The sequence below is a fragment of the Lascolabacillus sp. genome, assembly GCF_028696275.1.
Classification (GTDB): Bacteria; Bacteroidota; Bacteroidia; order Bacteroidales; family Dysgonomonadaceae; genus Proteiniphilum; species Proteiniphilum massiliensis.
In genome coordinates, this window is the sequence record NZ_JAQVHI010000009.1 from 56,903 (window position 1) to 70,834 (window position 13,932).

The 13,932-nt window shown below is 39.0% G+C and carries 12 protein-coding genes and 1 other RNA gene; 8 read left to right on the top strand and 5 right to left on the bottom strand.

Going from position 1 to position 13,932, the window contains the following annotated elements; genetic code table 11:
* Positions 1 to 198: 198 nt before the first annotated feature.
* On the top strand, positions 199 to 1,731 hold the full coding sequence (locus PHO43_RS04110; protein ID WP_045090535.1) for a family 43 glycosylhydrolase: 1,533 nt from the start codon (positions 199 to 201) through the stop codon (positions 1,729 to 1,731).
* 46 nt (positions 1,732 to 1,777) lie between these two features.
* Positions 1,778 to 3,556 carry a DUF4091 domain-containing protein gene (locus PHO43_RS04115; RefSeq protein ID WP_288009285.1) on the top strand — a complete coding sequence of 593 codons (1,779 nt, stop codon included), beginning with the start codon at positions 1,778 to 1,780 and terminating at the stop codon, positions 3,554 to 3,556.
* Between the two features lie 120 nt (positions 3,557 to 3,676).
* On the opposite strand, the gene PHO43_RS04120 is transcribed toward PHO43_RS04115, so the two are convergent.
* The 5 genes from PHO43_RS04120 to PHO43_RS04140 form a co-directional block, all read right to left on the bottom strand.
* Positions 3,677 to 4,630, bottom strand: coding sequence for a glycoside hydrolase family 43 protein (locus PHO43_RS04120; RefSeq protein WP_231623127.1), 954 nt, complete (start codon positions 4,628 to 4,630; stop codon positions 3,677 to 3,679).
* A 99-nt stretch (positions 4,631 to 4,729) separates the two neighbouring features.
* Positions 4,730 to 5,332 (bottom strand): LysO family transporter, encoded by a 603-nt coding sequence (locus tag PHO43_RS04125; RefSeq protein ID WP_288009283.1) that lies wholly within the window; start codon positions 5,330 to 5,332, stop codon positions 4,730 to 4,732.
* A 4-nt stretch (positions 5,333 to 5,336) separates the two neighbouring features.
* Positions 5,337 to 5,606, bottom strand: coding sequence for a LysO family transporter (locus PHO43_RS04130; protein WP_045090532.1), 270 nt, complete (start codon positions 5,604 to 5,606; stop codon positions 5,337 to 5,339).
* 6 nt (positions 5,607 to 5,612) lie between these two features.
* Positions 5,613 to 7,205 carry a sulfatase family protein gene (locus PHO43_RS04135; protein ID WP_045090531.1) on the bottom strand — a complete coding sequence of 531 codons (1,593 nt, stop codon included), beginning with the start codon at positions 7,203 to 7,205 and terminating at the stop codon, positions 5,613 to 5,615.
* 98 nt (positions 7,206 to 7,303) lie between these two features.
* Positions 7,304 to 8,368: a family 20 glycosylhydrolase gene (locus tag PHO43_RS04140; protein WP_502867173.1), complete on the bottom strand. Its 1,065-nt coding sequence runs from the start codon at positions 8,366 to 8,368 to the stop codon at positions 7,304 to 7,306.
* 192 nt (positions 8,369 to 8,560) lie between these two features.
* Here PHO43_RS04140 and rnpB point away from each other — a divergent pair.
* The 6 genes from rnpB to PHO43_RS04170 all read left to right on the top strand — a co-directional run.
* Positions 8,561 to 8,885, top strand: an RNA gene (gene rnpB / locus PHO43_RS04145) — RNase P RNA component class A.
* 17 nt (positions 8,886 to 8,902) lie between these two features.
* Positions 8,903 to 10,450, top strand: coding sequence for a YihY/virulence factor BrkB family protein (locus tag PHO43_RS04150; protein WP_288009278.1), 1,548 nt, complete (start codon positions 8,903 to 8,905; stop codon positions 10,448 to 10,450).
* Between the two features lie 42 nt (positions 10,451 to 10,492).
* Positions 10,493 to 11,242 (top strand): MlaE family ABC transporter permease, encoded by a 750-nt coding sequence (locus PHO43_RS04155; protein WP_053827083.1) that lies wholly within the window; start codon positions 10,493 to 10,495, stop codon positions 11,240 to 11,242.
* 12 nt (positions 11,243 to 11,254) lie between these two features.
* Positions 11,255 to 12,034, top strand: coding sequence for an ABC transporter ATP-binding protein (locus tag PHO43_RS04160; RefSeq protein WP_045090528.1), 780 nt, complete (start codon positions 11,255 to 11,257; stop codon positions 12,032 to 12,034).
* A gap of 39 nt (positions 12,035 to 12,073) precedes the next feature.
* The gene (gene sufC, locus PHO43_RS04165; RefSeq protein WP_045090527.1) at positions 12,074 to 12,817 is read left to right on the top strand and encodes a Fe-S cluster assembly ATPase SufC; all 744 of its coding nucleotides are present in this window, start codon (positions 12,074 to 12,076) and stop codon (positions 12,815 to 12,817) included.
* A 12-nt stretch (positions 12,818 to 12,829) separates the two neighbouring features.
* A partial coding sequence (locus tag PHO43_RS04170) for a SufB/SufD family protein (protein ID WP_288011414.1) occupies positions 12,830 to 13,932 on the top strand: 1,103 nt, incomplete at its 3' end.

Consider the following 13,932-nt stretch of genomic DNA (forward strand, 5'->3'; position numbering starts at 1 on the left):
ATAGTCATTGTAGAAGTGAAATATGTTGAATACATTTTATGCATTTCAAACATTTTGATGTAGATTTGATGCAAAGTTAGACGAATAATTGATAAAATGAAATAAATAACAACTTTTCCTATATTATTTTCTTATATACTTGAGCATATTAAACTAAAATGCCAAAAACTTAAACTGTTTTATTATATTTGCCAACTTATGAAGAAACTACTTATTTTAACTGCATTCTTATCGATATCAGTGGCTATGTTTTCGCAGGGTGTCACCTATTTTGATAATCCTGTTAATCGTGGTGATTTTGCTGATCCCACTATAATAAAGGTTGGAGACACTTTTTATGTAACAGCAACATCATCGGAGTGGGCACCCCACTTTCCGTTATTCACCTCCACTGATCTGATAAACTGGGAACAGGTTGGTCATATCCTGAATGAGAAACCTCAGTGGACATCTCACTCCTTCTGGGCTCCTGAGCTTTATTATATGAATAACAAAATGTTCTGTTATTATACAGCACGAAGGAAGTCAGACAATGTTTCTTACATAGGTGTCGCCACATCTGGAGGAACCTCATTGGATTTTGAAGACCATGGTCCTATTATTGAATATGGAACAGAAGCCATAGACCCTTTTGTCTATAATGATAATGGCAATTTGTACATTACCTGGAAAGCATATGGACTTGACAACCGGCCAATCGAACTTCTTGGCAGCCGGTTATCAGAGGATGGACTTAAACTTGAAGGTGAGATATTCTCTCTTTTAAAAGATGAGGGAATAGGACTAGAAGGTCAATATCATTTCAAACATGGTGAATTCTATTATATAATTTATTCTGCAAAAAGCTGTTGTGGTCCCGGAAGCGATTATGATGTAAGGGTAGCCAGATCAACCAGCTTCTTCGGTCCTTATGAGAAATACTCAGATAACCCAATACTTTACGGTGATGGAACTGACTATATTTCTTGTGGACATGGTACGGTAGTTGAGACAGACGATGGACGATTATTCTATTATAGTCACGGCTATCAGTCGGGAGACAACTTTTTTCTCGGAAGGCAGCACATCCTGCATGAGTTGCAAATAACAGAAGATGGATGGCTAAAGTTCAAAACAGGTAGAGTTGCAGTCAACCGTCATCAAGTACCCTTTGCCGGAACAATACAAAAGGGAGTTTCAGATTTCAGGGATGATTTCAATTCAAAGGAGCTAAATGTTAGCTGGACATGGAATTTTCCTTATTCAGACATAAATACTGAAATTAAAAATGGCAGCCTGATACTTTCAGGCAATATGACAGAAGGGAATGAGAATGGTACAGCTCTCTGTTTAAGGCCACAAACTATCCGCTACAACTACATCACTAAGGTGAGTAATGTTAATGATAGCTTTAAAGGACTCACAATGTATGGTGATGATAAGAATATGGTTGCAATAGGTATAAAGAACAACAATATAGAGGTTAGATCTGTAAGTGATGGTAAAAGTTCAACCCATTACAGTAAAAGTATAGATATAGCAGAACCACATTTAAAAATAGAGGTTGAAAGAGGTCGCTTACTCCGATTCTATTATAGTTTAAATGGGGAGAACTGGATTACTGCAACTGATTCTGTTTTCGATGCCTCGCATCTTGTCAGGTGGGACAGAGTGGCAAGACCCGGTTTGATTCATATAGGAGATGGAAATAATCCTGCAGAGTACGACTATTTTGAATTGAATAATCTATAGAACTTAAGTTGTAAATAAAGTAAGTTTTCAAATAAAAATCAAAAAAATGAATTTTAAATCATTAAGGTCAGCCTGTACACTAATTGCAATTACAGGTATGTTGCTTTTAGCCTTTAGCTCATGTGACTGGAAGAGGCCTAAGAAGGAGTTTATTACATTTCAGGAGATGCAAGACCCAACTAACGATACGTTGTCAGATTGGTCAAATGTTAAAGCTGGCCTTCATTCATCATTTATATCTATTGATGTGAGAGCTCCTAAATCAGTTGCACCTGAGGTGGAGATTAAAAAGAGTGAGAAAGTAACCGGATGGAAAGGTGAGAAGGTATCTGCTCAGATGATTCTGTGGACAACTGCCGATGTTGATCAGGTGGAGCTTGAGTTTGACGACTTTATCTCAGAATCAGCTACTTTGCCAGCCTCAATTGCTCAGGCAAGGTTTGTGAGGTATGTAATGACAGATGAATTTGCCGAAGGGTGCGGACATCGTAAACCTGAAGATTATGCGGCATCTATTTCAGCAGACATGTTGGATAACCTCGATAATTTTAATATTGAGGCCAAAACGGTAAGACCGGTATGGCTGACTATCGATATCCCTTCTGATGCAGTTGCAGGTAACTACAAAGGTAAGCTAAACCTGTATGCTGAAAGGAAATTTGTTGAGGATTTTGAGATAGAGGTAGAGGTTGTAAATCAGTTGTTGCCAGAACCATCGGAATGGGTTTATCATCTCGACTTGTGGCAACATCCATCTGCTGTGGCAAGGGTGCATAATCTTGAGCTGTGGAGTGATGCGCATTTCGAGAAAATGAGACCTATAATGAAGATGTTAGCAGATGCCGGACAGAAGGTTATCACGGCAACACTTAATAAGGATCCATGGAATCATCAGTCATTCGATGCTTATGCTGATATGATTATTTGGACTAAAAACGAAGACCAGAGCTGGAGTTTCGACTATACGGTATTCGATAAATGGGTGGAGTTTATGATGGATCTTGGTGTAACTGATATGATAAACTGTTACTCATTACTTACGTGGAACAACCAGGTTCATTATAATGATATGGAGAAAAAGGAGTTGGTTACACTTGAGCTGAAAGCTCAGTCGGATGAGTATGCTGAGTTTTGGACTGTATTCCTGAAGGACTTCACCCGTCATCTTAAAGCAAAGGGTTGGCTCGAAATCACTAATATAGCAATGGACGAACGTTCTCCTGCAGATATGCAGGCTGCACTAAAAGTGTTGGAGACTGCAGCGCCCGAACTTGGTATTTCGCTTGCTGATAACCACAAAAGCTATAAGCAATACCCCGGTATAAAAGATATCAGTGTTGGAGCCAATAGTGTAGTGGACAAAGAGGATATCATTACACGCAGAGCAGAGGGACTTAATACCACATGGTATGTTTGCTGTGCTGACCCATTCGCAAATATGTTCACATTCTCAGAACCTGCCGAAGCTGTTTATGCAGGATGGCATACAGTTGCAGCAGATCTTGATGGAATGCTCAGATGGGCCTACAACTCGTGGGTAGAGAATCCACTAACCGACTCGCGCTATAAAACCTGGCCGGCAGGCGATACATATATGGTGTATCCAGATGCTCGCAGCTCTATTCGTTTCGAGCGACTGATCGAAGGTATTCAGGATGCCGAAAAGATAAGGATTCTTCGCAAACAGTATAGCGATGAAAATACATCTGAATCACTTGCTAAATTGAATGAGCTTGAAGAGGCAATAAAATATTTCTACACTCTGGAACCATCAGATGACTGGAACGATAAGCTCAATGAGGCTAAGAAGCTACTGAACAGGTAGTTCTTTAGTTGGGAATAGATGGGTAAAGTAAAGCCCGATATACACTGTTAAAGTATATCGGGCTTTTTATTTTTATCTGCTTTAATTACCTTAAACAGATAAGGTGATTCATTATTTTTTCTACTTCAACGGATTCGCCGCCACACCCTTGAAAGTCATCTTAACAGGCTTAATATAGCCATTTTCATCAAACTCCATTTTATCGATACAAGTTGCACGATGATTATGGTGAGTCTCTTCAAGTGGTCTGCGATGATAAATGATATACCAGTCGTCAGTTCTTTTGTTATGGAAAACCGAATGGTGTCCTGCTCCTGTTGCCACCTCTGGATCCTGCTCAAGTATGGTGTTTATGCGTTCGAAAGGTCCTAGAGGATTGTCTGTTATTGCGTATGCCACCTTGTAGTGTGGACCTCCCCAGCCACCTTCTGACCACATGAAATAGTACTTGCCATCTTTTTTAAACATGAATGGTCCTTCAACATAACCTTCAGGAGTTACCTCTTTATAGAGTTCACCATCTGGAAATGGACGAATTCCAGTGAAGTCATTTTTAAGCAAGACAACATTACAATGTCTCCATCCCCCATAATACATATAGTATGTACTGTCGTTTTCTTTGAAGACAAACTGGTCAATGGGTTGTGCACCATTTACAATTTTATCAATAAGTGGTTTACCCAGTAGATCTTTGTATGGACCTTCAGGTTTATCACTTACTGCAACACCAATTCCTCCAATCTCATCATTGCTCTGAATATCATTTGCAGCGAAGAAAAAGTAGTATTTCCCATCTTTTTCTATAACACCGGGTGCCCACATAGCTTTGTGTGCCCATTTAACCTCTGAGGAGTCTAATATATTTTCGTGCTTTGTCCAGTTTACCAGGTCGGGTGATGAAAAAGCATTAAAGAATATCTGCTCTTCATAATAATCAGAGTAGGTAGGGAAGATCCAATACTTATCGCCATAAATAATGCCTTCCGGATCGGCATACCAGCCATCCAGTACAGGGTTGGAGGAGTATTGAACTTCGGAGTTAGTTTTATTTTTACTTGTATTGCAAGAAAGCATTAACAGTATTGCTGAAGAAATAATTAACAAGGTTTTTTTCATTTTTATTAAATTGTATTGATAAATTGTTAGAGTGTAGTTCAAAAGTAGATAATAAATTTAAAAAGAGCAAAAGAAAGTAACCAGGAATGGTACACTCAGATCGAGGATGAAACCATGAAATACAGATATAACAATAAACTCCTTACCAGAGAACTTTAAGATTACCGGTAGAGTAGTATCCATAGTTGTGGCTCCTCCAACAGATATTGTAGAAAGCTTTCCAAAATATCTTACAAGGAAGGGAGCAAGTAAGAGAGCAATAAGCTCCCGCATGATGTTCGACAGCAATGCAATCGTACCAAGTTCGGCTCCTCTGTACTCTGTAATGAAGATACTTGATAATGAGTAGTACCCAAAACCACTTCCCACGGCAAGTAAATCTGATAATTGTCTGTCTGGCAACAGAAATGATATGATTACACATCCACCCAGAGTGCCAACTATAGTTGCAATTGGCAGCAGGAAATATTTAGGGTTTAGTTTACTGAAACTCTTCAGAGTCTTTGTGTCGCACCCAACACTTAAACCCACAAAGAACATCAATGCACAAAGAACATAAAAACTTAAATCACTTTCAATCAAGGAGTCAGGTACAAGTCCCATATAGCCAAGCAGGACACCAAGGATAAAAAAAGAGACTATGATGATACTTCCCTTCATGATATTATTTCTTACCCTTATTTATCAATTTCCAAAGAAGTAGTGCCATAAATGCGCTACCAGTTACAGCAGCAATGGTAATGAAAAGTGCTTCTTTCCCAATTGTTGCCAGACCTTTTATTATATCTGGGTTGCTGCCTACCTCCATTCCAAGTATAGCTAAAAGGAGCCAAATTAACACAGTAACAAATTTGGGAATATTACCGAGCTCCTTTTTACGCAGAAAGTAGCCGGTAATACCCCCAATAAGCATAAAAGCTATTACTATGAACATATATGTTTAGTTACCCGAACTATGTTCAATAAACTCTTTCAAATATCTGTCATTCAGCTCATCGCTGTCTCCATAATATTTGCGCACCTCCTCGAGTTTCTTATGCATTGCAATCTGCACATCCTTATACTCGGGATCATTATAGATATTTCTCATCTCCTGAGGATCTTTCTCCAGATCATACATCTCCCACTCATCAATATCATAATAGAAATGAATTAGCTTATATCTTTCAGTGGAGACGCCGTAGTGACGTTTTACCATGTGCTCGGCAGGATATTCATAGTAAGTATAATAAACTGCATCGCGCCACTCATCAGTTTCACCGGAAACAAGTCTGCGGAACGACTTGCCCTGCATCTCTTCAGGTGCTTCAATACCGGCATAGTCGAGAAGTGTGGGAGCATAGTCCAGATTCTGCACCAGCTTGTCAATAACGGTACCAGGCTTGATCTCTTTAGGGTATCTGATCAGTAATGGAGTGCGGAACGACTCTTCATACATGAATCGTTTATCAAACCATCCATGTTCTCCAAGATAGAAACCCTGATCTGATGTGTATATTACAATAGTGTTTTCATCGAGGCCTGATTCCTTAAGGAAGTCGAGCAGTTCACCCACACCATCATCTACTGACTTAATCGTGCGCAGGTAGTCCTTGATATAACGGTTATATTTCCAAACAGCTATTTCTCTGTCTGTCATGTTTGCATAATTGGCTTTGAACTCCTCATTTTGTGGTGTGTAGACCGATAGCCAATGTTCCCTCTGTTCGGGTGTGAACCTCTTAAGCTGATTGTAAAAACCGGTACTGTCACCTTCAGGAGAAACTATAAATTTGAAATCATGACCCCATCTTGCATGACCATGAACCTCCATCTCCTGTTCTCTTGCGGCTGTACCACGACCCTCATAATCATCAAAGAATGAAGCTGGTGGTTCGAAAGTAACATCGTCATACAGAGTTAGATATTCAGGAGCAGGCAGCCAGTTTCTGTGTGGAGCCTTCTGGTGATATAAAACTGCAAACGGTTTATCTTTGTCACGTCTGTTTTTTATCCAGTCGATAGTCTCTTCCGTGATAATATCAGTGCAGTATCCCTCTTTGCGGATCCGTTCTCCATTAATGAAGAAGTCAGGATTATAATAATCCCCCTGTCCCGGCAGTACCATAGAATAATCAAACCCCTGAGGTATACCATCCATGTGAATCTTACCAATCATAGCTGTCTGATATCCGTTTGCCTGCAAAAGTTTTGGGAAATTAGGCTGATCCCAGTCAAAAGGCTGCAGATTGTCAACTTTTCCATTAACAAAACTATGCTTTCCTGTTAGTAATACAGCGCGGCTAGGGGCACTGATTGAGTTTGTAACAGTTGACCGGGTAAACATAGCACCCTCTTCTGCCAGTCTGTCGATATTTGGAGTTTCATTTAGTCCGTGACCATAGGCACTGATAGCCTGATACGCATGATCATCACTCATTATGAAAATGATATTAGGACGATCCTGTTTCTTCTCCTGTTTCTGACAAGATGCCAAGAGGGCCAAAGATCCCAGTCCCAGCATTGTAGCAGAATTAACATTAAAAAGTTTCATAAAGTTCTTATATGTGAGTTTTTTTAAAAATATCCTGAATGAAGGTGTCATTAATGCAAAAATACAAATTATGACAACATTTACTGTAATTTATTTAATTAATTCACCTGCGGATTTTTACTGTACTCACTTATTAAACTTTTAACTGTGTTAACTTCAGATAATTCTTCTTTTATCGAACTTGGATCGTAATAGTTTTTTAGGAACTGGCCAGCTCCGGTCCATACAGTTGCAATAATACCCTTAAACCTATCCGCCATTCCGGGACTAGAATTTTCTCTCAGTTTAATCATATCTGATAGCTGTGATAAAGCTATATCAGGTTTTCTCCAGGGACAGCTTGCAACATCAAAACCCTTCATTGCAAACATAACTGCAGTTGGCTCAGCACGTTCATAATGCCAATCGCATATAAAAACATCTTTTGGAATCATGTCAATTGCACGATGTGTATTATTCATACTTGCCTCCCATAAACCAATGCCAGTTGTTTTTCCATCAATTAATCTATCACCCCATATCATCAACCTTCGGTTTTTAAGTGCAAGATGGTTTCTGATTTTAGTAACCTCTCCTGCAAAAAGCTCTGCTTTATCTCTTCCGCTGCAACGTGGACAGTTATCCTCGCCAATATAAAACACCTCATCCATTCCTGCATGATACATATCAGTTTCAAATGCATCCAGAATCTCATCAACTACTGCAAATACTACATCGTGAACCTCCGGGTGAAGTGGGCAGTAGCTTTTACAGTAGAGTCCATCAGGATTTGGCCAACCTGTATAATCTTCAGTTTTAATATGAGGTGTCTCGTCGAATTCTGGATACTCACGAAGCAAAGCATTAGTGGTATTTGCCCATGACTGATGGCCCAGAAGATTCACTTGTGGGACTATTTTAATACCGTTACTTTTACATACATCTACAATTTTTTTTACATCCTCTTTGGTTAGTGGATTTGGGTCTCTTAGTTCAGGGTGACTTTCATAGGCATAGTTCCAGTCAACTCTAAGGATTAGTAAGTTGAAGTGTGCAGGAGCCAATTCCTCTTCGATGAATTTCAGAAATAAATCCAGATTGTTGACGTCCGGTGCTGCAATTGCCAATCCTCTGACAGGGAGATCCATTGCTGAGCTTTCGGTCGGTTCCGCTTTAACATACATTGTAAGGAAAGAGAGCAAAATAATGAGCAGGCTAATTTTTTTCATACTACTATATTTTTATAATTAACTGATACATATCATTCTTCAATAAAAAATTTTTCCTTAGTGGCATTACTCTATATTCACAAAGTTAACTGTTTTTATTAAAGATGTAGCGATGTTAAGTCGTTACTTATTATTACTTTTGTATTTGCAGCAGGTCGGTTTGTCGCCCCGTAAACCGGGGAGGAAAGTCCGGGCAACGCAGAGCACCATATTTCCTAACGGGAAGCTGTTCGTGAGGGCAGATTAGCGTAACAGAAAATAACCGCCTTGTTTACAAGGTAAGGGTGAAAAGGTGAGGTAAAAGCTCACCGGGTACCGTGGCAACATGGTATGCCGTACGCATTATGGGTTGCAAGGCCATGTATATCGGATAATTAGGGTTGCTCGCCCGATGCCGAGGGGTAGGCCGCTTAGATAAATGACAAACATCCCTTAAGGGATACAGAACCCGGCTTATAGACCGGCTGCTTTTTTTTATCATAGCAAGAAATGATTAAATTCGGGAAGAAAAAATACCGGAATGAGATTGATGAGCCTGGCAGACTAGAAAAAGTGGAAGCCAAGTTCAGAGAGTTTGTGCATTTTCTGACTTATGGTATCTGGCGATCTAACCCGGATACTTTGTCTAACAGTAAGAATATACTGTATAATGCAACTAAGACAATCATACTCACCGTAAGAAATATCAAGGAGCTGAATATTCCTGCAAGTGCTCGTTCTCTTACTTACCGCACACTTCTTTCGATTGTACCTTTATTAGCTGTCCTATTTGCTATTGCAAGGGGATTTGGGATCGAAAATATAGTTGAGAGCAGCATCTTCAACCTTTTACTGGGAAACTCTCCAAATACAGAGATAGCTTATTCAGTTCCATCTGCAACTACAGACACAATATCTTTATTCTCTGGTGAAACTTCTGTGTTAGATGATGCTTCCACCGGTGTTCTGACAACTGATCAACCTGTATTTTTCAGTGAAGAGACCACAGCTGAAGGAAGAACCAGGGAGTTTATAAACCTGTTGTTTCAGCTGATCGACAATTCACTTGAAGAGGCCAAGGGAGGTGGTATTTTTGCAGGAATCGGTATTCTGTTACTGCTTTATACAATACTTCTGCTTTTTAATGAGATAGAAAATATTTTTAATCAGATATGGCAGGTCCGAAAAGGGAGAAGTGTTGCAAGGAAAGTTACCGATTATACTGCAATGGTTCTTCTTATGCCTCTGTTTTTTATTTTGGTTAATGCTCTGAATATTTTAAGTTATCCTCAAAATCAGACACTTAAAATAATATATATTCTCTACCCGTTTATACCACGTCTGCTGGATATTGTACCCTATATAGTTATCATACTTTTGTTTACTGTACTGTACAAGTTTTTGCCAAATACCAAGGTGAAATTTGGTAATGCACTTATTGCAGGTGTACTTGCCGGTGTTGCATTTCAGGTATTCCAGCTTATGTTTTTGAGCGGGCAACTTTGGATTACCCGATACAATGCTATTTACGGTACATTCGCAGCAATACCTCTTATGCTGCTGTTTATTCAGTTTTCATGGTTCCTGACACTAATAGGGGCAGAGATATCCTATGCTGCACAAAATGTTAGAAAATTCTCCTTTGAAAAGGAAACGCGAAGAGTAAGCAGAAGATATAAGGACTTTTTCACTCTTATTATCGCCTCAGAGATTGTAAAACGTTTTGCTAACGAAAAAACACCTCTTACAGCTGATGAACTTTCCGAAAAGTGTAAGGTTCCTTCGAGGTTAACGAACATTATTCTCGACAATTTGTTGGAGATAAATATAATCTCGGCAACACCTTCTAAAGCTGATGAAAGAGTAATGGCTTTCCAGCCTGCTGTTGATATTCATAATATATCTGTTAATTATCTTATGTCCAGGTTAGATAAAAAGGGTTCAGAGGATTTTATGATAGATACACAGGGAGTATATAGTGAACATTGGAAGGCATTGGTTGACAATCGCATGTATATATATGAAAGCGATAAAGATGTCTTGCTGAAAGATTTATAAAATTTTCTATCTTTGTACTTTATATCAGAGAGAATAAACCACATGAGTTTCATCGGTTCAATAGAAAATGTCGGGTTATATGCATTACTGATGAGGAGAGTATTATCTGTTCCCGACAGGATGCGTGAATTTATGAAAGAGTTCATAAAGGGAGTGTATCAGTTAGGGGTGAATTCAATCTGGATAGTAGTTATCATTTCCTTTTTCATAGGAGCTGTAATTGTTATGCAGATAGCTCTGAATGTGGATTCGCCAATGCTGCCACGTTTTACTGTAGGTGTAGTTTCGCGCGAAATTATTTTACTGGAGTTTTCTTCAACAATAATGTGTTTGATACTCTCAGGTAAAGTGGGCTCAAATGTGGCTTCAGAGATCGGCACAATGAGAATAACCGGGCAGGTTGATGTTCTAGATATAATGGGGGTTAATTCGGCCAACTATCTTATATTGCCAAAAGTGGCAGCTTTCGTCGCTTTTATGCCGGTACTGGTTATTTTCAGTATGTTCATGGGATTGTTTGGTGGTTATGTCATTTGTCTTGTATTAGGAACTCCATCTGTGGAAACATATATATATGGAATCCAGGCATTTTTCAGAGAGTCATTTGTCTGGTACTCTATCACTAAATCGATGCTGTTTGGCTTTATTATTGCATCTGTAGCAGGCTTTTTCGGTTATACCGTAAAAGGTGGAGCATTGGATGTTGGTAAGGCAAGTACTGACTCTGTAGTGATAAATAGTATTCTTATTCTTGTGACCGACCTGGTGTTCACTCAACTGGCAATGGGATAAAAAGCAAAGTAGATGATAGAGGTAAGACATCTGAATATGGAGTTTGAGGGCGATAATGTTTTAAATGACATTAATGCAAGGTTTGATAAAGGCCTTGTTAATATGATTATCGGAAAAAGTGGCTCAGGAAAGACTGTCTTGATGAAATGCATTGTCGGACTATTAACACCAACTTCTGGAGAAATAATGTATGACGGTCATAACTTCTTAGCGCTTAAGACCAAGGAGTTAAGACGTTTGCGAAGAGATATTGGGATGCTTTTCCAAGGTTCAGCGCTTTTTGATTCGAGAACAGTCCTGGAGAATGTGATGTTTCCTCTTGATATGTTTTCAAGGAAGAACAGCAGGGAACGAAGGAAACGTGCGGAATTCTGCCTTGAAAGGGTAGGTCTTTCGGATGCTGCAAATCTTTATCCTTCAGAAATAAGTGGAGGTATGATGAAAAGGGCAGCAATTGCACGAGCTATTTCACTTAATCCCAAATACCTGTTTTGTGATGAACCTAATTCAGGTCTCGATCCAAAAACATCGCAGCTGATAGATGAACTTATAGAAGATATTACAAAGGATTTCATGATGACAACTATTGTAGTGTCACATGATATGAACTCAGTTATAAATATAGGAGATAAAGTAGTTTTTATAAACGAAGGTGTAAAAGAGTGGGAAGGTACAAAATCTGAGGTTATGGATGCTGATAATGAAAAGCTGAACGATTTTGTATTTGCCTCAGATCTTTTCAAAAAAATAAAAGAAGCAGAAGATAAAATTTCTGAAGATAAAAAGGGTTGAGTTTAACCCATAAATATTAATATATATCATAATAAAAGTATGTTAAAGATAAAGAACCTGCATGCAATAGTTGAAAATAAGGAGATACTAAAAGGTATTAATCTGGAAGTAAATCCCGGAGAGATTCATGCTGTAATGGGACCTAACGGGTCGGGTAAAAGTACCCTGGCTTCTGTTCTGGCAGGTCATCCAAAGTTTGAAGTTACTCGTGGCAGTATTCTATTTAATGATAAAGATTTATTGGAAATGGAACCTGAAGACAGAGCAAGGGAAGGTCTGTTTTTAAGTTTCCAGTACCCAGTAGAAATTCCCGGAGTGAGCATGGTGAATTTTATGAGAGCATCAATAAATGAGCAGCGAAAATATAGGGGTGAAGAACCTATATCTGCAACTGACTTTCTAAAGTTGATGCGTGATAAAAGGGAGCTTCTGGGAATGGATAGTCAACTGGTAAGTCGCTCGGTAAATGAGGGCTTTTCAGGTGGGGAAAAGAAAAAGAATGAAATTTTCCAAATGGCAATGATCAATCCTCTTTTATCTATATTAGATGAAACAGACTCAGGACTGGATATTGATGCTCTCAGGGTTGTGGCTGCAGGAGTAAATAAATTGCAGACAAAGGAAAATGCAACTATCCTAATTACACACTACCAGCGTCTGCTTGAGTATATCAAGCCTGACTTTGTACATGTGCTTTTTGATGGAAAAATTATTAAGTCTGGTGGCCCGGATCTAGCAGAGGAGCTGGAAAAGAAAGGCTACGAATGGCTGATTAATCCGTAAACGAGTAAAAAGATGATAGAACAACAATATATTGATCTGTTTGAGAAATACAGAGGTGATCTGGATGCAAATTCTTCAAATGGAATGAATGTGCATCGTGATGCTGCTTTTGAAACATTCAAACAGATAGGCTTTCCAACTTCAAAACAGGAAGATTATAAACATTCAAATATAGTACGTGTTTTCGATGCTGATCTGGGACTGAATCTAAGGAATATCCCCATTCCCGTTAATCCCTATGAGGCATTTAAATGCGATGTCCCAAACCTGAACACACATACATATTTTCTTATAAACGACAGGTTTTATAATGAGGTGGAACAGGGTGAGGGATTACCCGAAGGTGTTTTCGCTGGCAGCTTGAGGCAGTTTTCAGAAGAACATCCCGAGGTGTTTGAGAAATATTATGCAAAAATAGCGGACAGTACAGACAATGGCATTGTAGCATATAATACAATGTTTGTTCAGGATGGCTTTGTTATTTACGTTCCAAAGAATATTGAAGTAGAAAAGCCGCTTCAGCTGATCAATATTCTTCGTGGCGGGGTTGATCTGAATGTCAATCGTCGCTTACTGATTATTGCAGAAGAAAATGCTCATGTAAAACTTCTTGTCTGTGATCACACTGTTGATGAAGTAAGTTTTGTTGTTACACAGGTGACAGAAGTTTTTGCAGATGAGAGTGCTCAGGTGGATGTTTATGAGCTTGAAGAAAACTCCGAAAAAGTAACTCGATTAAACAATCTGTTCAGTGAGCAGAAAGATAACTCAAAGGTTGTAACAAGCAGCATTACTCTTCATAATGGCTATACCAGGAATAATTTCCGTTATAGACTACTTGGTGAGCATGCCGAAGCTCATGCAGGAGGGTTGGCTATTTGTGATAAAGAGCAGCATATTGATAATTTCGCTTTTCTTGATCACTCAAAGCCAAATTGTATGAGCGACGAACTGTTTAAAACTATATTAAATGATAAAGCAACAGGAGTATTCTGCGGGAAGATTCTCGTAGAGAAAGATGCTCAGAAAACACTTGCTTATCAGACTAGCCGGAATCTGTTGAATTCAGAAACAGCTCAGATGTTTGCAAAGCCTCAGCTTGAGATCTATGCAGA